15 protein-coding genes are annotated in these 21,386 nt (G+C 33.9%); all 15 read left to right on the top strand.

Translation table 11 applies throughout. From position 1 onward, the window contains the following. Positions 1-83: 83 nt before the first annotated feature. On the top strand, positions 84-2,477 hold the full coding sequence (locus NU08_RS07380; protein ID WP_129746521.1) for a ribonucleoside-diphosphate reductase subunit alpha: 2,394 nt from the start codon (positions 84-86) through the stop codon (positions 2,475-2,477). 771 nt (positions 2,478-3,248) lie between these two features. After that, positions 3,249-4,646: a DUF1800 domain-containing protein gene (locus NU08_RS07375; RefSeq protein ID WP_129746520.1), complete on the top strand. Its 1,398-nt coding sequence runs from the start codon at positions 3,249-3,251 to the stop codon at positions 4,644-4,646. A gap of 12 nt (positions 4,647-4,658) precedes the next feature. After that, a complete protein-coding gene (locus NU08_RS07370) occupies positions 4,659-5,822 on the top strand; it encodes a DUF1501 domain-containing protein (RefSeq protein WP_129746519.1) in 1,164 nt (387 codons plus the stop codon). A 451-nt stretch (positions 5,823-6,273) separates the two neighbouring features. Further along, positions 6,274-7,113: a prephenate dehydratase gene (locus tag NU08_RS07365; RefSeq protein WP_129746518.1), complete on the top strand. Its 840-nt coding sequence runs from the start codon at positions 6,274-6,276 to the stop codon at positions 7,111-7,113. Positions 7,114-7,290: 177 nt separating this feature from the next. Further along, on the top strand, positions 7,291-8,436 hold the full coding sequence (locus tag NU08_RS07360; RefSeq protein WP_129746517.1) for a pyridoxal phosphate-dependent aminotransferase: 1,146 nt from the start codon (positions 7,291-7,293) through the stop codon (positions 8,434-8,436). 143 nt (positions 8,437-8,579) lie between these two features. Next, positions 8,580-9,437 carry a prephenate dehydrogenase gene (locus tag NU08_RS07355; RefSeq protein WP_129746516.1) on the top strand — a complete coding sequence of 286 codons (858 nt, stop codon included), beginning with the start codon at positions 8,580-8,582 and terminating at the stop codon, positions 9,435-9,437. 12 nt (positions 9,438-9,449) lie between these two features. Beyond that, the gene (locus tag NU08_RS07350; protein WP_129746515.1) at positions 9,450-10,532 is read left to right on the top strand and encodes a bifunctional 3-deoxy-7-phosphoheptulonate synthase/chorismate mutase type II; all 1,083 of its coding nucleotides are present in this window, start codon (positions 9,450-9,452) and stop codon (positions 10,530-10,532) included. A 244-nt stretch (positions 10,533-10,776) separates the two neighbouring features. Then, complete coding sequence (rsgA, locus tag NU08_RS07345; RefSeq protein WP_129746514.1) at positions 10,777-11,754, top strand: ribosome small subunit-dependent GTPase A; 978 nt, start codon at positions 10,777-10,779, stop codon at positions 11,752-11,754. Positions 11,755-11,862: 108 nt separating this feature from the next. After that, positions 11,863-12,315, top strand: coding sequence for a D-aminoacyl-tRNA deacylase (dtd, locus tag NU08_RS07340; RefSeq protein WP_129746513.1), 453 nt, complete (start codon positions 11,863-11,865; stop codon positions 12,313-12,315). A 64-nt stretch (positions 12,316-12,379) separates the two neighbouring features. Then, positions 12,380-14,287 carry a DUF3857 domain-containing protein gene (locus NU08_RS07335; RefSeq protein ID WP_129746512.1) on the top strand — a complete coding sequence of 636 codons (1,908 nt, stop codon included), beginning with the start codon at positions 12,380-12,382 and terminating at the stop codon, positions 14,285-14,287. Positions 14,288-14,320: 33 nt separating this feature from the next. Next, a complete protein-coding gene (locus NU08_RS07330) occupies positions 14,321-16,345 on the top strand; it encodes a transglutaminase domain-containing protein (RefSeq protein ID WP_129746511.1) in 2,025 nt (674 codons plus the stop codon). Between the two features lie 244 nt (positions 16,346-16,589). Beyond that, a complete protein-coding gene (locus NU08_RS07325; RefSeq protein ID WP_012022600.1) occupies positions 16,590-16,916 on the top strand; it encodes a nucleotide pyrophosphohydrolase in 327 nt (108 codons plus the stop codon). A 134-nt stretch (positions 16,917-17,050) separates the two neighbouring features. Beyond that, complete coding sequence (locus NU08_RS07320) at positions 17,051-18,280, top strand: 3-phosphoshikimate 1-carboxyvinyltransferase (RefSeq protein ID WP_129746510.1); 1,230 nt, start codon at positions 17,051-17,053, stop codon at positions 18,278-18,280. A 413-nt stretch (positions 18,281-18,693) separates the two neighbouring features. Beyond that, positions 18,694-19,743: a tRNA preQ1(34) S-adenosylmethionine ribosyltransferase-isomerase QueA gene (gene queA / locus NU08_RS07315; protein WP_008465005.1), complete on the top strand. Its 1,050-nt coding sequence runs from the start codon at positions 18,694-18,696 to the stop codon at positions 19,741-19,743. Between the two features lie 198 nt (positions 19,744-19,941). Beyond that, entirely contained in the window at positions 19,942-21,216 is a 1,275-nt protein-coding gene (gene kynU / locus NU08_RS07310) for a kynureninase (RefSeq protein ID WP_129746509.1), read from the top strand. Positions 21,217-21,386: the final 170 nt, after the last annotated feature.

Here is a 21,386-nt window from a genome sequence, read left to right as displayed (position 1 = left end):
AATTTAAAAACACGCAATGTTTAAGTGCTGGAATTCGTTTTCTAGTTACTTTAATTTTTTCAATAACCATAAAAGGTAAGCTTATGTATGTAGTAAAAAGAGATGGCCACAGAGAGCCCGTAATGTTTGATAAGATTACAGAAAGAATCAAAAAATTGTGTTACGGCTTAAACGAGCTTGTAGATCCAGTTAAGGTAGCCATGAGAGTTATCGAAGGATTGTATGATGGAGTTTCGACTTCTGAATTGGATAATCTTGCAGCAGAAACGGCGGCTTCTATGACAATTGCGCATCCTGATTATGCTCAATTAGCAGCTCGTGTAGCAATTTCTAACCTGCATTCAAATACCAAAAAATCTTTCTCAGAAACGATGAAAGATATGTATCACTACGTAAACCCAAGAAATGGTCAAGATGCACCATTAATTGCTGATGATGTTTACAAAGTGATCCAAGAAAACGCTGCTTTTTTAGATTCTCATATCATTTATACAAGAGATTTTAATTACGACTATTTTGGTTTCAAAACTTTAGAGCGTTCTTATCTTCTTAAAATAAACGGAAAAATCGTTGAGCGTCCGCAGCACATGTTAATGCGTGTTTCTGTTGGTATTCACTTAGACGATTTGAAATCAGTTATTGAAACTTATGATTTAATGTCTAAAAAGTTCTTTACGCACGCAACGCCAACGCTGTTCAATGCGGGAACTCCAAAACCTCAAATGTCATCTTGTTTCCTTTTGGCAATGCAGGAAGACAGTATCGACGGTATTTATGATACATTAAAACAAACAGCTAAAATTTCGCAGTCAGCGGGAGGAATCGGACTTTCTATTCATAACGTTCGTGCGACTGGGTCTTACATTCGCGGTACAAACGGAACTTCAAACGGAATTGTTCCGATGTTGAGAGTTTTCAACGACACAGCACGTTATGTAGATCAAGGAGGTGGAAAACGTAAAGGAAGTTTTGCTATTTATATCGAAACTTGGCATGCTGATATTTTCGATTTCTTGGATTTAAAGAAAAACCACGGAAAAGAAGAAATGCGTGCAAGAGATTTATTCTTTGCAATGTGGACTTCAGATTTGTTCATGAAACGTGTTCAAGAAGATGGGCCATGGACTTTAATGTGTCCAAATGAATGTCCAGGTTTATATGATGTTTACGGAGACGAATTTGAAGCTTTGTATACAGGATATGAAGCGCAAGGAAAAGGAAGAAAAACAATCCGTGCTCGTGAATTATGGGAGAAAATCCTAGAATCTCAAATCGAGACTGGAACACCATATATGTTGTACAAAGATGCAGCAAACCGTAAATCGAACCACAAGAATTTAGGAACAATCCGTTCTTCTAACTTGTGTACAGAGATTATGGAGTTTACATCTAAAGATGAAATTGCAGTTTGTAACTTAGCTTCAATCTCATTGCCGATGTTCGTTGAAAACGGAGAATTCAACCACGAATCTCTTTACAATGTTACAAAACGTGTAACTCGCAACTTGAACAAAGTAATCGACAGAAACTACTATCCAGTACAAGAGGCTGAAAACTCAAATATGCGCCACCGTCCGGTTGGATTAGGAGTTCAAGGTTTGGCAGATGCTTTCATTATGTTGCGTATGCCGTTTACAAGTGATGAGGCTAAAAAATTAAACCAAGAAATTTTCGAAACTTTATACTTCGCTGCTGTAACCGCTTCTATGGAAATGGCAAAAGAAGAAGGACCATATTCAACTTTCGAAGGATCACCAATGTCTCAAGGAGAATTCCAATACAACATGTGGGGATTGAAAGATGAAGAATTATCTGGTCGTTGGGATTGGGCTTCATTAAGAAAAGAAGTGGTAGAGCATGGAGTTCGTAACTCATTATTGGTTGCGCCAATGCCAACTGCATCAACTTCTCAAATCTTAGGAAACAATGAAGCTTTCGAACCATATACTTCAAATATTTACACACGTCGTGTATTGTCTGGAGAGTTCATCGTAGTAAACAAACATTTACTAGAAGATTTAGTAAAATTAGGTTTATGGAACGAAGATTTGAAACAAGAAATTATGCGTCATAATGGATCTGTTCAAAACATCAATATCATTCCGCAAGACTTAAAAGATCTTTATAAAACAGTTTGGGAAATGTCGATGAAAGATATTATCGATATGTCTCGTCAAAGAGGATATTTCATTGACCAGTCTCAATCGTTGAACTTGTTCATGCAGGATGCAAACTATTCTAAATTGACGTCAATGCACTTCTACGCTTGGCAATCTGGTTTAAAAACAGGAATGTACTACTTGAGAACAAAAGCGGCTGTAGATGCGATTAAATTCACATTAAACAACGATAAAAAAGAAGAAACAGCTCCATCATTAGTTCAGGAAACTGAATCAATCAGTGTTGAGGATTACAAAGCGATGCTTTTGAAAGCACAAGCGGCAGATCCTGAAGATTGTGAGATGTGTGGAAGTTAGTTTTTTTAGAAGAAAGAAAATAGAATAAAGAAGAAAGATTTATTCTTTGGAAATAGAAAGCAGTTATCGTTTTGGTAGCTGCTTTTTTTGTTTATTTGTTGGTAATCTAATTGTGTCAGTTTTATGTATAAGACTTTAATCTTAATTTTATTTTTGATTAATTCTGCCTTTGCTCAGAAGAGAGATATTGTTTATAGAATTGCCTATGATTCTTACCCAGCGATTGGTTATTCATATGATATTAGTATTTTGTATTTACGAGATGATAATACCTATAAATGTTTATTTCAGAAGTATAATTCAAGAAGAATGGCCCGAAAGAATGTTTTAAGAAGCTCTACTGATGAATATGGTAAATGGAAGATATATGGTGATACTTTATTGCTTTATGATAATAATAGGTATCCAATGAAATTTTTCAAATTCAATGATAAAAAAATTGCTTATATATTTGACAATGTTGACAGGTCCAAATATTATTGGAAAAGGGTGAAAAATTGAAATAATTCATGAAAAAATCTAATAATATAACCTGTGTTTTCAACCACGGGAACACAATGCATTTCCCCAATCCGTTTCCCGTATTTGAAACCACAGGCTATATTTGATTACGGCTGTTCAATATTGTGAAAGCAATATCCCGAAAAATTCCACGTTCTAATTAATACCAAAGACTTTTAAAACTTAGCATCTTAGTAACTAAGTAACTCAGAATTTTCTCTTTTAAACCTTTTAAAGAGAATCAAGTCTTATTGTAATAATTTCTGAACGATGAAAAAAAGCAGTCTTTGGTCCTTACGATTAGGTTTTTCAGGAAAACAAGCTTCAAAAATTGAAAAACTCGGCTTAGAAAAATTTCTAAAGCAATCTTATAATTCGAAGTTTGACAAAGAAATTCCAGGCTTTCTTCAAGATCAGCCTAAAACTACTTTAGAGTTGAAACAAGTTCGAGAAATCATCAAAACTTCAGACCCCGAAACCAAAAAGGAAATTCAGAAAAAAGAAAATCAAGCAACTGCCGAATTCAAAAAATGGTGGATTTCTAAAATGAGAAACGATGAATTCCCGCTTCGTGAAAATATGGTTTGTTTCTGGCACAATCATTTTGTTTCGACCTCCCAAAAAGTAAAAATCAATTACTGGATTTACCAGCACAATATGATTTTGCGCGAAAATGCTTTTGGCAATTTTAAAGAATTAACCAAACAGATTCTAAAGTCGAATGCAATGGTTCGTTATCTCGATAATGGCGATAATAAAAAAGGAAAAGTAAACGAAAACTTAAGCCGAGAATTACTTGAACTATTCACAATCGGAATTGGAAATTATACCGAAGATTATATAAAAAACGGTGCAAAAGCTTTAGCAGGTTTAAGTATTGGCGACGATGGAGCGGTTTACAGAAAAAATATTGAAGATAACAGCAATAAAACCTATTTCGGGAAAACTGGAAATTGGAAGTCAGATGATCTGGTTGATATTATTTTCGAACAGAAAAACATTCCGTATCTCATTACCCGAAAAATCCTGAAATGGTTTATTTATGATAATCCGCCCGAAGATTTAGTAGTTTATTATGGCGATTATTTCCGAAAGCAAAAGTTTGAGATCGAACCTTTATTGACTAAAATCTTTACGGAAGAATTTAAAAAAGAAAATTCTGGAAGTAAAATCAAAAATCCGCTGGTTTATATTTTACAGCTTTGTGACGAATTGCAGATGGAGAATGTGAACGATGCCGCAATTATGGCATTCATAAAACAGCAAGGAATGGATTTGTACAATCAGGTTAATGTAAAAGGTTGGGACGGTGGAAATTCCTGGCTGACGTCGCAAATTTATCTTCAAAGAAACAATACAGCCGATTTATTATGCAGCGGAAAAAGTCTGAATCGAAAGATTTTGAAAACGATGATGAACGGAGTTGAAAAAGAAAAATCGGAATATGAAAAAGTTGCCGTAAAAGTCGCTTTTGATTCGGATGGAAATAATAAAACTATTATTTCGGAATTGTCAGACCGATTATTATTTACCGTTAGCGATTCGGCTCAAAAAGACATGGAAAATCTTTTGAAATACGATTTTGATCCCAAAGATCCGCATGCTGATTTTGCTGTTGTTCGAGTGTTTAATTACATCACAAAACTTCCAGAATATCAATTAATCTAAAAAGCAGGAATCATGAACAGAAGAAATTTTCTAACATTGACAGGAACTTTCACAGGCGGATTACTTGTGCTTCCTGATTTTTTACACGCTTTTGGTTCTCAGAACAATTTGGTTGTGGGAGAACAATGTGTCGTTTTTGTACAGCTGAATGGCGGAAATGATGGTTTAAATACCTTTATTCCATATGATGATCCATTGTATTATGATTTGAGAACGAAGATTGCATTAAATAAAGATTTGGTTGTCGGAAAGAACAAAGGAATGGCATTTCATCCTTCACTAAAAGATTTTGCCCAAATGCAGCAAAACGGAGATTTAACGGTAATTCAGAATGTGGGTTATCCAGAACCTATTCGTTCGCATTTTAGAAGCCAAGAAATTTGGCAGACTGCAACAGATTCTAATAAATATATAAACGAAGGCTGGCTCGGAAGATTTCTGGATTTGCAATGCAACGGACATCATGCAACAGCGGGAATAAATTTAGATTCGATTGACAATTTGGCTTTAAAAGGAGTTGAACCTAATTTTATAACCGTAAAAGATCCAAACCGATTTAAAGTCAAATCAAAAGAAGAAAATGTGACTTTATCTCAGAATCCGCATTTGGATTTTGTTCGAAAAATTGCCAATTCGGTTACTGAAGGCTCTGATGAAATCCAGAAAGCTTTGGCAAAATCCAAAACCGAAATCAGTTATCCAAAAACAGAATTATCTAAAAACTTAGAATGGATTGCGAGATTGATAAAAGGAAACCTAAATTCAAAAGTATATTATACTTCATTAAACGGATTTGATACACACGATAATCAACTCGCGATTCACGAAAAAAAATTAACGGATTTAAACGATTCATTATATAGTTTTTATTCCGATTTAAAACAGTCACAATTATTGCAGAATGTCACAATAGTAGTTTTCTCAGAATTTGGACGAAGAGTAAAAGACAACGGCAACGGAACCGATCACGGAACTGCGGCGCCAATGTTTGTCATTGGAGGAAATAACAAAGGCACAATTTTAGGTAAAAATCCAAATCTCGCAGACTTAGATAACGGCGATTTAAAATATGAAATAGATTTTAGAAGTGTGTATGCATCTTTATTGAAAGAGAAAATGAATTTCGATTATGCTAAAATCGGAATTATGAATAAACCTGTTTCTGGATTGTTTTGAGTGAAAGATAGCTACGAATTCACGGGTTTTTATTTTTAAAATCTGTGAAATTTGAATTAAATATGCATAAAGATTTGCGCTAATTCGTGAATTCGTGGCGAAAAAACTTAGAAGCTTAGCATCTCAGAACCTCAGAATCTCTTTTTAATATTCTCATTTTAAGCCGATTTTTTTATATTATCATACAAAACGGGCTAAATTTGTTAAGAAATCCTTTTTTGTTTCATAAAATGCGATCTTTTTTTTGGTGCACTAAAAATAATTTATACATTCGCAGAGAATTTACAAAATAACACAAACAAAATGGCAAGTAACCGTTTTTATTTTAGCAACAATTTTTATTTCTTCTTTAGTAGAAGTCAGGATTGTGCTATGGTTATTTGAGAAAAATTTTAAGACAAATAAAACTAATATACAATCCTGATGAAAATCAGGATTTTTTTTTGACTATATGACAACGAAAATTGCAATACAAGGTATTAAAGGATCATTTCATCATCAGGTTGTGAAAGAGTATTTCGCTGAAAATGTGGATATTGATGAATGTTTGTCTTTTGAAGAATTGATCGACAGCCTTATTGCCGGAAAATCTGATCAGGCTGTAATGGCGATTGAAAACTCGATTGCAGGGCCAATTATTCCGAATTATGCTTTGATTGACAAGAACAATCTGCACATAATTGGAGAGCATTATTTAAACATTCAGCAGAATTTAATGGCTTTAAAAGGCCAGAAAATTGAAGATATAAAAGAAGTTCATTCGCATCCAATGGCACTTTTGCAGTGTATGGATTTCTTGAAACAATATCCAAATATCAAATTGGTTGAGGATAAAGATACAGCCGAAACAGCTAGAAGAATTCAAGAAAAACAGTTGACTGGAATTGCGGCAATAGCAAGTGTAACCGCTTCTGAAATGTACGATCTCGATATTATTGCATCATCGATTCAAACGATTAAAAATAACATGACACGTTTCGTAATCATCAAAAAGCAAAATTCATTTTTGCCGGAAAGCGAAATCAACAGAGCCTCTGTAAAATTTGAATTGGATCACAAAAGAGGAAGCTTAGCGGCAGTTTTAAATGTAATGAGCGACTGCAAACTGAATTTGACAAAAATCCAGTCGCTTCCAAAAATTGAAACACCTTGGAAATATTCATTCTTCGTAGACGTAACATTCGAGAAATACGAAGATTTTGCAAAAGCCAAAACGTTATTAAACATTATGGCAGAGTATTTTAAAGTATTGGGAGAATACAAAAATACAAAACCTTTAAGTGAGTCTTAAAAGTTGATTTTAGATTGAAGATTAACGAATTAAGATTTTAGATTGTCAGGCTGAGCGGAGTCGAAGCCCAGGTTCCAATTGGAAAGCCCTTCGACTTCGCTCAGGATGACAAGTCAAAAAAGAAAAGCATAAAGCTTACGGCCTAAAGCCTAAAGCAAAATATAAAGCAATAAAACAATGATTACAACAGCAAAACGATTAGACACAGTTGAAGAATACTACTTCTCATCAAAACTAAGAGAAGTTCGTCAGTTGATGTCTGAAGGAAAATCGATCATCAATATGGGAATTGGAAGCCCTGATTTGAGTCCGTCAAAAGCAGTAATTGAAGCAGTAGCTGCAGCAATTCAAGACGAAAACGGGCATGGTTATCAAAGCTATCAGGGATTACCAGAAATGAGGCAGGCGATGGCAGATTTTTATAAAGATCAGTTTGGTGTTGAAGTGAATCCTAATAATGAGATTTTACCATTGATGGGCTCAAAAGAAGGAATTATGCACATTTCGTTAGCATTTTTAAATGAAGGCGATCACGTTTTGATTCCGAATCCAGGTTATCCAACTTATACTTCGGTAACCAATTTAGTTCAGGCAGTTCCGGTTTATTATGATTTAAAAGAAGAAAATGGATGGGAACCGGATTTCGAAGCTTTAGAAAAATTAGATCTTTCGAAAGTAAAAATTATGTGGTTGGGTTATCCGCACATGCCAACAGGAGCGAGAGGAAGTTTAGCGTTATTTGAAAAATTGGTTGCTTTTGCTAAAAAACACAATATATTATTAATCAACGACAATCCGTATAGTTTTGTTTTGAATGATAATCCGATGAGTTTATTGCAAGTTGAAGGAGCGAAAGATGTGGCTTTAGAATTGAATTCGCTAAGTAAAACATTCAACATGGCTGGCTGGAGAGTCGGAATGGTTTTAGGGAATCCGGAAATTATCGATGCGGTTCTAAAAGTTAAAAGCAACATGGACAGCGGAATGTATTATGGGATTCAAAAAGGTGCAATTGCAGCGTTAAAATGTGATAAATCTTGGTTCGAAGACCAAAACAAAATTTACAGACGCCGAAGAGAATTAACGGAGAAATTAGCTGAAAAGTTAAACTGTAAAGTATATAAAGAAGGAGTTGGGCTTTTTGTCTGGGCTAAACTTCCGGAAGGAATAGATTCAGCAGAGAAGTTCATTGACGAAATATTATATGAGAAACATATCTTCATTACGCCGGGAACCATTTTCGGAAGCAACGGCGAAGGATATATCAGATTCTCATTGTGTGTAAAAGAAGAAAAAGTACAAGAAGCGATTGATCGATTTTAGAGTATTAAGATTTTAGAAGCAAGAATCAAGACTTTTATCCAGATTGTCAGGCTGAGCGAAGTCGAAGCCATTTAATTGGAATTTGGACCCGAGCGTTAGCGAACAGGCGAAGCAATTTTAAGACTTGAAATTTTTAAAAAAATATGAAAGTATACGTAATAGGAATAGGATTAATAGGCGGTTCGATGGTGTTGGACATCAAAGGGCGTTATCCTGATGCTACTATTTTAGGAATCGATAATAACGAAAAACATTTGCAGGAAGCAATTGATCTTGGAGTTATTGATGAAGCGGGAAGTTTTGAAGATTTGCAAAAAGCCGATTTTGTAATTGTTTCGGTTCCTGTAGATGTAGCGCTGACGGTTTTGCCTAAAGTTTTGGACGAGGTAGGAGATAAAACAATTGTTTTTGAAGTAGGATCGACGAAAAAGCCAATTTGTGAAGCAGTAGCCAATCACCCGAAAAGAAGAAATTTTATTGCTACGCACCCAATTGCAGGAACAGAGTTTTCGGGGCCATCGGCAGCAATAAGAGGTTTGTTTCAAGGGAAAACAAATATTATATGTGAGGTAGAAAAGACGGCTTTTAAATTGCAAGAAAAAGCATTAAATCTTTTTACTTCAATCGGAATGAGAATTCGATATATGGATCCCGTTTCGCACGATAAACACATTGCTTACGTTTCGCATTTATCGCACATTAGTTCGTTTATGCTTGGAAAAACAGTAATGAACAAAGAAAAAGACGAACAGGATATTTTTGATATGGCGGGAAGTGGATTTGAAAGCACTGTTCGTTTGGCAAAAAGTTCACCTGCAATGTGGACACCAATTTTTAAACAAAACAAAGAATACGTTCTGGAAACCTTAGAAGGTTATATCGCAAATTTAACTCAGTTTAGAGATTTGCTGGCAGACGATAATTACAACGCCATTTTTGAAGAAATGGAAGGCGTAAATAAAATTAGAGAAATATTAAACGGAATAACTATAAAAAAGTAAACTATAAAAACGATGGAAAATAAGAAAGAAATGAGAAAGTGGTTAGAAGATTTCAATTTAAATCACCCACTTGTGATAGCTGGACCTTGTAGTGCAGAAACTGAAGATCAGGTTTTGAAAATCGCTCACGAATTAAAAGATTCAAAAGTAAGCGTTTTCAGAGCTGGAATCTGGAAACCAAGAACTCGTCCAGGAGGATTTGAGGGTGTTGGTGAAATTGGATTAAAATGGTTGCAAAAAGCTAAAGCTGAAACTGGTTTATTAATGGGAACTGAAGTTGCAACTGCAGCGCACTGTAAACTAGCTTTAGAACACGATATCGACGTATTATGGGTTGGTGCACGTACAACGGCAAATCCTTTCGCGGTTCAAGAAATTGCTGATACTTTAAAAGGAACAGATAAAATTGTTTTGGTGAAAAACCCTGTAAACCCAGATTTAGCTTTATGGTTAGGTGGTGTTGAGCGTTTACATATGGCAGGTATCGAGAAATTAGGGGTTATCCACAGAGGTTTCTCTACTTACGAAAAAACAAAATACAGAAACATTCCAGAGTGGCAGATTGCTATCGAATTGCAAAATAAATTCCCTGATTTACCATTAATCATCGATCCATCTCACATTACAGGAAACCGTAATATGATTTTCGAAGTGACTCAAGAAGCCTTAGACTTGAATTACGATGGTATGATCATCGAAACGCACATCGATCCAGACAACGCTTGGTCTGATGCTGCACAGCAAGTAACTCCAGACGCTTTGAAACAAATCATTAAAGATTTGACTATCAGAAAAACGGATGATACCACAGACGAGTACAGCCAAAAAATGACTAAACTAAGAGCTAACATCGACGTTTTGGATGCTAACTTATTAGAGCTTTTAGGAAAACGTATGAAAGTGGCTGACGAAATTGGTCAAGTGAAAAAAGATGCAAACGTTGCGATTCTTCAAAACAACCGTTGGAACGAAATCTTGGGAAAAATGATTTTAGAAGGTGAGAAAAAAGGTCTTACTGAAGAGTTTGTTTTGAAATTATTCAAAGCAATTCACCAAGAAAGTATTGGTCATCAAGAAAAAATTTTCAACGCATAATTTTGTCTTAAACCATATAAGTGATATAAGATAATTTAAGTTTTTCTTATAACACAATATTAAAAATAGATTGTTTTTTTAAATCCCCATAGCTTTGAAAGAAGTAGTGGGGATTTTTGTTTAGGAAAATATTCGCCCAGTTATATTCAAATATATTACTTATATGGTTTAAATTATTCATTTATCTTTGCAAAAGATTTAGGTTTTAATCTAAAATCTAAAATCAGAAATCTAAAATAAAAGAATGACAGGAACCGTATATAAATCTACAGGAAGCTGGTATACCGTAAAATCTGAAAAAGGAGATTTTGTGGAATGCCGTATGAAAGGGAAATTCAGAATAAAAGGTATAAAAAGTACAAATCCTATTGCTGTAGGCGATATAGTCGATTATGAATTAGACGAAACTTCAGATGCCGTTACGGGAACGATTCATAATATTCATGAACGAAAAAACTATATCGTTCGTAAATCGGTTAATCTTTCTAAACAGATTCATATTATTGCTTCTAATATCGATCAGGTTTTCTTATTGATTACAATTGATAATCCGCCGACGACGACAAGTTTTATTGATCGTTTTTTGGTTACGGCTGAAGCATACGGAATTGAGGCTATTCTTGTTTTCAATAAAATCGATACTTTAAATGATCAAACTTTAGATGATCAGCTTTATCTGCAACATATTTATTCTGAAATTGGATATAAATGTCTTCGAATTTCATCAACAGAAAACAAAGGCGTTGACAAGCTGAAAGAAATGATGATTGGAAAAGTAAGCATGTTTTCTGGACATTCTGGAGTTGGGAAATCAACTTTGGTAAATGCAATGGAACCAAGTCTTCATTTAAAAACTTCCGTAATTTCAGAACAAAGCAAGCAAGGTCAGCACACAACTACTTTTGCTGAAATGTATGATTTGTCTTTTGATGCCCGAATTATAGATACACCTGGAATTAAAGGTTTCGGAATCGTAGATATGGAACCATCAGAAATTAGTGGCTATTTTCCAGAATTCTTCAAATTAAAAGATCAATGTAAGTTTAACAATTGTTTACACAAAGAAGAACCGCATTGCGCTATAAAAGCTGCTTTGGAAAAAGACGAAATTGCTTGGTCACGTTACAATAGTTATCTTAAAATCTTAGAAGGTGATGAAGAACATTATCGTACAGATACGTATGGTGAAGATCGCGCCGCGAGTGATGAAACACGTAAGTAATTATGAATTGTGAATTGTGAATGGTTAATTATGATTAACTTAAAGAGTTCAATAATTATAACTTCTAAATAAAAAATCAATAAATAATAATTTACAATTAATCATTAAATGAAAATCGTTCTTCAAAGAGTTTCCGAAGCATCTGTAACTGTCGATTCTAATATTGTTGCAGATATTAAAAAAGGTTTACTGGTTTTAGTCGGAATAGAAGATGCTGATACGCAGGAAGACATTGATTGGCTTGCTGGAAAAATCATAAAAATGAGAATCTTTGGTGATGAAAATGATGTTATGAATTGTTCTGTTCAGGATATTGATGGTGATATTATTGTTGTGAGTCAGTTTACACTTCATGCATCAACAAAAAAAGGAAATCGTCCTTCTTACATAAAAGCTTCAAAACCAGATTTTGCAATTCCGACTTACGAAAACTTTGTAAAATCGATAGAAAAAGAATTTGGTAAAAAAGTGCAAACCGGAATTTTTGGTGCAGATATGAAAGTAAATCTACTAAATGATGGGCCTGTAACTATTGTCATGGATAGTAAAAACAAGGAGTAAAATATTATTAAACATTTGTTAAGGATTTCGCAAAAAAATATATATTTGACGAAAATACCTACTAATGAAAAAACTCTTTTGCGCATTCTTTTTTTTCTTATTTCTTGTTAATTCTTCTGCTCAAAAGAGCGATTATTCTATACTATCAATACCCGATAGTCTTAAGCAAAATGCCAATGCAGTCCTTCGATTAGACCAGATGGATATCGTTATCGCTTCGCAAAGAAGCATGAATATCAAAACGCAAAGAATAGTTTCTGTTTTAAATGATAAAGGACTAAATGATATTGACGCCTATAGTCATTATGATAAAACAACTTCAATCAAAAATATTGAAGCGATTGTTTATGACGCATTTGGAAACGAAATTAAAAAAATCAAGCGAAAAGATTTTAGAGATCAAAGCGCTGTAAGTGGCAGTACTCTTTTTTCAGATAACCGTGTGCTTTATTTAGATTATACTCCAATTTCATATCCTTTTACTATTGTTTATACATGCGAAGTTGAAACTTCGAATACCGCATTTATACCACAATGGTATTTTTTAGGCGGTTATTACTTAAGTGTAGAAAAATGTGTTTTGAATGTTACTTTTCCAAAAGAATTGGGCTTTAAAAAGAAAGAGTTCCGATTTAATGGTTTCAATATTAAAAAGACAGAAGAAACAGATACCAAACTAAGTTATTCAGCTACCAATCTTATTGCTCAAAAACAAGAAGATCTTAGTCCTAATCCAGCAGACCTTTTTCCTAAAGTCATGATGGGATTAGAGAATTTTCACCTAGAAGGAGTTGATGGAAAAGCTACAACATGGGAAGCATTTGGTAAATGGTATGGAGAAAAAATCCTAACAGGAACTACCATTTTGCCAGAAGAGACAAAAGCAAAAATCAAAGCTTTGGTTGGGAATGAAAAAGATCCCGTTAAGAAAGCAAAGATTATTTATGATTATGTTCAAAAGAAATCCAGATATGTAAATATTGCCGTTGGAATTGGCGGATGGAGACCAATGCTCGCCAGCGATGTAGATCGTTTAGGTTATGGAGACTGTAAAGCATTATCAAATTATACAAAAGCACTTTTGGAGGTTGTAGACGTCCCGTCTTACAATACTATTTTATATGGAGATCGCTACAAGTCAGATATTCAAGCTGATTTTGTTTCGATGCAAGGAAACCATATGATTTTAGCAGTTCCAAACCAGAATAATTATATCTGGTTAGAATGTACAAGTCAAGATGATCCATTTGGATATCAAGGTGTTTTTACAGATGATCGCGATGTTTTGGTTGTAAAACCAGAAGGAGGAGAAATTGTTCGCACTAAAATCTACGACGATCGAGGAAATATTCAAGAAGGAAAAGGAACTTACACAATTGATGGAGCTGGAAATTTCTCAGGAACATTAAAAATTGCATCACAAGGAAGTCAATATGCATCTAAATCTCGAGTAGAAACCATGCAACCAAACGAAAAAGAAGAACATTACAAAGAGTATTGGGATAATATCAACAACTTAAAATTGGGCAAAATTACTTTTACAAACGATAAAGAGAATATTCGTTTTACTGAAGATGTTCAGTTAAGCGCAACAAATTATGGAACGTTGACGGGTAATAAAATGATTTTCGTGGTTGATGCTTTTAATCAATATACAGGAAATATAAAACGAGTCCGAAACCGCAAAAATCCATTTCAAATTCAGCGTGGCTATTTAGATACAGATGAAATTGAGATCAATCTTCCTGATGGTTATAGCATCGAATTTCTGCCATCTAATTATGAGTTGAAAGGGAAATTTGGCGAGTACAAAACCGAAATCGTTAAAAAAGACAATAACAAACTAACCTATAAGAGATCTATGTTTCTGAACAAAGGAAAATATTCTAACAAAGAATATGATGAATACCGTTTATTTATGGAACAAGTTTCAAGAAACGACAATGCCAAAATAGTCCTAACCAAAAACTAACAATTGTAAACTAGAATAAACCAAAAATTACCAATGAAAATTATTAAATTATTTAGCCTCACTGTGATTTTGTTGATCGGCTCAAAATCGATTTCTCAGGAATTTAAACTAGGAAAAGTGTCTGTTGCAGAACTTGAACAGAAAGTACATCCAAAAGATTCATCTGCTGCCGCTGCCATTTTATACAAAAGAGGAAAGGCAAGAATAGACTACGATCAAAACACAGGATTTGTAACTTATTTGGATGTTGAAACCCGTATTAAAATCTATAAAAAAGAAGGATATAATTGGGCCAATGAGGCAATTTGGTATTACTACGGTACTGATTTTAAAGAGAAAGTATCGGTAAGTGATGCTGTAACGTATAATTTGGTAGGGGGTAAAATTGAAGCTACAAAACTGAAAAGTGATGGAGTATTTGATGAGACAGTAAGTAAATTTAGAAGCCAGAAGAAAATCACGATGCCGAATGTTAAAGAAGGTTCCGTTATAGAATTCAAATACCGCGTTAGAAGTCCAGATGTACTTATTCGAGATTGGGATTTTCAAACTAGTATTCCTGTAAATTATTCAGAATTTAAAACATATGTTCCTGAATATTTTGTTTTTACTCCAGCACAAAAAGGGTATGTTTTTCCCAAGGTGATTTCAGAAAAAGCTAACAAATCGTTCCTTATTAATTCAAAAGAAAGATATAACACAGGAGGTTTTGGAGGCGGAGCAACTCAAACAGAGTTTTATCAGGATAAAATTGAATATGTAGAAACTCAAACGACTTATACTGCAGAAAATTTTGCAGCGATGAAAGATGAATCGTATGTAAATAATATAGAAAACTATATGTCATCGGTTTCACATGAATTGTCAATGACGAGATTTCCAAACAAACCTATAAAGCAACTTTCTACAGATTGGAATTCAGTTGTTAAAACAATTTATGATTATGAAGATTTTGGTCCAGAATTAAATAAAACAGGATATTTTGAAGATGACCTGAAAAAACTGCTTGCAGAAACAAAAACACCAGAAGAGAAAATTTGGGCCATTTTTAATCATGTGAAATCAAACGTGAAATGGAACAATTATACAGGTTATAGCTGTGACAATGGCGTAAAGAAAGCCTACAAAGAAAAAACAGGAAATATTGCCGACATTAATTTAATGCTTACAGCAATGCTTCGTTATTCTGGTTTAACGGCAAATCCGGTTTTGGTGAGCACACGTTCTAATGGAATTGCGCTTTTTCCGAACAGAACAGCGTTTAATTATGTAATTGCGGCTGTAGAAACTCCAAGTGGATATATTCTATTAGATGCTTCCGAAAAATTTTCAACTCCAAATATTTTACCACTTAGAGTTTTAAACTGGAAAGGAAGATTAATACGAAAAGACGGAACTTCTGAAATGATTGATCTAATGCCTGAAAAAGCATCAAGTGATAATGTTTTTATGTCTTACAGCATTGATTCTGATGGAAAAGTCACAGGGAAAACTAGAAGACAATATGCAGATTATAATGCTATGATAGCAAGAAACAATATTAGCAATCTTAAAGAAGAGGAATATCTAGAGAAACTTGAAAACAAGCATAACAAAATAGAGATAAGCGACTACTCTAAAACCAATGAACATGATGTATTGCTTCCCATTATAGAAACCTATTCTTTTACAGGAAATAATTTATGCGAGCTGATTGGCGGAAAAATTTATCTAAACCCAATGTTATTTTTTGCCAACGATAAAAATCCTTTTAAACAGGAAGTGAGAGAATATCCGGTTGATTTTAGTTATCCGTTTGCTGATAAGTATAATATCACGATTAAAATTCCAGAAGGTTTTGCAGTGGAAACATTGCCGGCTCCTGCAGCTGTAACAATGGAAGATAATCTTGGTGCTTTTAAATTTAATATTGCATCCAATGGAGATACTTTACAATTGTCTATTCTACATCAGATCAATGAAGCCATTGTTTCCGCTGAAAAGTATGATATGCTGAAAGAATATTACAAGACCATGATTGCTAAAGAAACAGAAAAAATCGTTTTAAAACGTATTTAAATTATGCCGAGATTTCTTCAAAATTAAATGAGAAAGTCAACTTAAAAATAGCAGCGAATAAGCTGCTATTTTATTTAAAAAGGGAATTTATTTTTCAGTTACAGAAAACAAAATTCAAATTGTGAGCGAAAAAGAAATCAACAATAGTATTTTTGCAGCTGAGGATTACGGAATGATAAAAGAGTTTTTTCAGAAGATGATCGTAAGCCAAAATGAAAAAATAATTCTTAAAAAGATATAGAAGATGGATTTGAAAAATGCACAGCTAGATGTTGATACTTGGATAAAGGAACACGGAGTTCGCTATTTTAACGAATTGACAAATATGGCACAACTAACAGAAGAGGTTGGTGAAGTTGCCAGAATTATTGCCCGTCGTTACGGAGAACAATCTGAGAAAGAAAGTGATAAAAACAAAGATTTAGGTGAAGAATTGGCAGATGTTGTTTTCGTTGTCCTTTGTCTGGCGAATCAAACAGGAATAGATTTGCAAGCTGCTTTTGACAAAAAAATGGATTTAAAATCGGTTAGAGATAAAGATCGTCACAAAAACAATGATAAATTGAAATAATTGTGAAATATCGCTCATAAGTTTTGAATTATGAGTTTTCAATTTTGAATTATGAATGGGGAGTGGTAAATTGCGGGGCTGAATTATGTTTCTAATCATTCATAATTCATAATTCACAACTTACAATTAAAAAAATGAATTTAAAATTAAGCACGAATTCACCATTCACCATTGATGATTCGCAACTAAATATCACCGGTTCTAAAAGTGAAACAAACCGTTTATTGCTTCTAAAAGCATTATTCCCAAACATTACTTTAGCCAATACTTCAAACTCAGACGACAGTGAAGTAATGCAGAAAGCATTAATAGGAAATGATGAAATCGTAGATATTCACCACGCCGGAACTGCAATGCGTTTCTTGACTGCTTATTTTGCTGTAAACGAAGGCAGAGAAGTAGTTATGACAGGTTCGAGCAGAATGCAAGAACGCCCAATCAAAATCTTGGTTGATACTTTAAGACAATTGGGAGTTGAAATCTCTTATGAAAAAGAAGAAGGCTATCCGCCAATCAGAATTAAAGGAAAAAAAGTTACGGCTTCAAAAGTTACTTTGGCAGCAAATGTGAGCAGCCAATATATTTCGGCACTCTTGCTTGTAGCTTCAAAATTAGAAAATGGTTTAGAGCTGACTTTAGAAGGAGAAATTACTTCGATTCCATATATCAAAATGACTTTGGCTTTGCTAAAAGATTTAGACATACAAACAAGTTTTCAAGGAAACGTAATTAAAGTTTATCCAAAACAATTTGTAGAGTCAAAAGAAATGGTGGTAGAATCAGATTGGAGTTCGGCTTCTTATTTCTTTAGTTTGGTTGCTTTATCTGAATCTGCTAAAATAACTTTGAGCAGTTATAAAGAAAACAGCCTTCAGGGAGATTCGGAATTAGTTTCGCTGTATGAAAAAATGGGAGTGAAAACGACTTTCCAAAACAATAAAATGACTTTGGAAAAAGTAGCAGGTTTCAATTATCAAGATGTAAATTTCGAATTGAACAACACACCAGATATTGCTCAGACTATTGTAGTTACTTGTTTAGGTTTAGGAATTGGATGTCATTTGACAGGTCTTCATACTTTAAAAATTAAAGAAACCGACCGATTAGAAGCACTTAAAATAGAACTTACTAAATTAGGAGCGAATATTTCTGTAACTAATGACAGCTTGACTTTAATAAAATCTGATAATATAAATCACGATGTAAAAATCGGAACATATAACGATCATCGTATGGCAATGGCATTTGCGCCATTAGCAATAAAAGTTCCAATTATTATAGAAGATGCTGGAGTAGTTTCAAAATCATATCCAGATTTCTGGAATGATTTAAAAACTTTAAACTTTCAAATTTCAGAATTGTAATTTTTTTTGAACCATATAAGAAAATATAAGTTCATTTAAATTAAAGCATAATAAGACATAGCCTCTGGTTTTAACCAGAGGTTTTTTTATGTCCTAGTTTGAATATAATCGCAAAGTTTGTCATTTCGACGAAGGAGAAATCTTCGCAAGTAGCTCCGCAATCAAAATCTAATCTTTGTCGAGTTTCTGGCGAAGATTTCTCCTTCGTCGAAATGACAATAATATGTTGAAAATGTTTTTTATAGAAAAAAATACATTTTTAATGGTTCGTGAAACCTCACAAAATCAAGGGCTTTTGAAAATAAAAGCCAAAACACTTGACAACGCCTATCTCACAATCGTATATTTGCATCCGATTTAAAATTTTAGATAAACAAATCTAAAAGCTACACTCTAAAATCAACAATTCAAATATGAAATTATCACACTTCAATTTCAACTTACCGAAAGAACTTTTGGCTGAATTTCCAGCAGAAAACAGAGACGAATCTCGCTTAATGGTAATTGACCGTAAAAAAAACACTATCGAACATAAAATGTTTAAAGACGTGATCAACTATTTTGATGACGGAGACGTTTTAATTCTTAACAATACAAAAGTTTTCCCTGCTCGTTTGTATGGGAACAAAGAAAAAACTGGAGCTAGAATTGAGGTTTTCTTATTAAGAGAATTAAATTCAGAGCAACGTTTATGGGACGTTTTAGTAGATCCTGCCAGAAAAATCCGTATTGGTAACAAACTTTATTTTGGAGACGACGATTCGTTAGTTGCTGAGGTAATTGACAATACAACATCTCGTGGAAGAACTTTACGTTTCTTATACGATGGTTCTTATGAAGAATTCAGAAACAAATTGACTGAACTTGGAGAAACTCCAATTCCTAAATACATCAACAGAGACGTTACTCCAGAAGACGCTGAAAGATATCAGACAATCTACGCAAAAGAAGAAGGAGCTGTAGCGGCACCAACTGCTGGTTTACACTTCTCTAAACACCTTTTGAAAAAATTAGAAATCAAAGGAGTGAACTTTGCTGAGGTAACTTTGCACGTAGGTTTAGGAACTTTTAATCCAGTTGAGGTTGAAGATTTATCTAAACACAAAATGGATTCTGAGGAATTAATCATTACACAAAAAGCTTGTGATATTGTAAACGAAGGAAAAGCAAAGAAAAAACGTATTTGTGCTGTAGGAACAACTTCTATGCGTGCAATTGAAAGTTCTGTTTCTTCTGCAAATACTTTGAATCCTTACGAAGGATGGACAAATAAATTTATTTTCCCTCCTCACGATTTCAGTATTGCAAACTGTATGATTACAAACTTCCACACGCCAAAATCAACATTATTAATGATGATTTCTGCTTTCTGTGGTCACGATTTAATGAAAAAAGCATACGAAGAAGCGATCAAAGAAGGATACAAATTCTATTCTTACGGAGATGCGATGTTAATTCTTTAATCGGAATTTATTATATAAAAAGACCCGACGAGTTTTTTAAACTTGTCGGGTCTTTTTATTTTCAGTCTCAGTCAAAGTTTTCAGTCACAGTCTGAATACTGAGACTGAGACTGAAAACTGTGAGTAAAAAGTAAACTTGTTAAATTTAATCGAAATATTTCAAAAGGTGTTATTTTAGCATCCAAAACAAAAAACACAATGACTTTTCAAAATACACGCGAATTTGCACGAGGGCTAGATTCGAAAGACGCATTAAACCATTATCAAGATCAATTCATTTTTCCAAAAGTGAATGACAAACGAGTAATTTATTTTACAGGAAATTCTTTAGGATTACAGCCAAAACGTACCAAAGCTTATATCGATGAAGTAATGAATGATTGGGCTGAACTTGCCGTTGAAGGTCATTTTTATGCTGAAAAACCTTGGTGGGATTATCAGGAAAGATTTTCTGAACCGTTAAGCAAAATTGTAGGTGCGCTTCCGTCTGAAGTTACGGTAATGAATACTTTGACTGTGAATCTTCATTTGTTAATGGTTTCGTTTTATCAACCAAAAGGAAAACGTTACAAAATTATCTGCGAAGAAAAAGCTTTTCCATCAGATCAATATATGTTTCAAAGCCAAGTAAATTTTCACGGATACAAACCTGAAGATGCGATTGTAGAAATTAAACGCAGAGAAGGAGAACATAATATTCGTCTAGAAGATGTTTTGGCAAAAATTGAAGAAGTAGGAGATGAGCTTGCTTTGGTTTTAATTGGTGGAGTAAATTATTATACAGGACAAGTTTTTGATATTAAAACCATAACTGCTGCCGGACAAAAAGCTGGAGCAAAAGTAGGTTGGGATTTGGCACACGCTGCGGGAAATATCAAATTAGAACTTCATGATTGGAATGTAGATTTTGCTGCTTGGTGCAGTTATAAATATATGAACTCAGGTCCAGGAAATGCTTCTGGATGTTTCGTCCACGAAAAGCATCACAATTCAGATTTGCCAAGGTTTGCTGGATGGTGGGGACACAACAAAGAACGTCGTTTTAAAATGGAACCTACATTTGATCCCGTTCACGGTGCAGACGGATGGCAGATTAGTAATCTTCCGGTTCTTTCATTAGCGCCGTATTTGGCTTCTGTAGAAATGTTTGCTGAGGTTGGAATGGATGCATTAATTGCAAAACGCGATCATATTACTTCTTACTTAGAATTTATTCTTCATGAAATAGATAAAGAAGTAGAAAGTACTTTCGAAATTATTACACCTTCAAATCCTGAAGAAAGAGCTTCGCAATTATCTGTTTTCCTTCATGGAGAAGGAAGAGCTTTGTTTGACTATTTAATGAAAAACGGAGTGATCACAGATTGGCGTGAACCAAACGTAATTCGTCTAGCACCAGTTCCACTGTATTGTTCTTATGAAGATATGTATGACTTTGGACAAATTCTTAAAAAAGGAATCTTAGGAAAATAAGGTTTTATCTAAAAGAAATAGTAAACTACATGGAAACGTTGTCAAAAAAAACTTTGCGTCTTCGCGCCTGTGCGAGATTAATTTCTTTCAGCTTGGCGAATAAAACTTAGAGCGAACAGACATTAATCTTCAAATCTTATAACCTTTCAAAAAAATTCTGTAACAAAGGT

It is taken from the genome of Flavobacterium anhuiense (assembly GCF_004151235.1).
Classification (GTDB): domain Bacteria; phylum Bacteroidota; class Bacteroidia; order Flavobacteriales; family Flavobacteriaceae; genus Flavobacterium; species Flavobacterium anhuiense_A.
The sequence above is the reverse complement of the archived record's forward strand: the minus strand, read 5'-3'. Positions and strand labels throughout refer to the sequence as shown.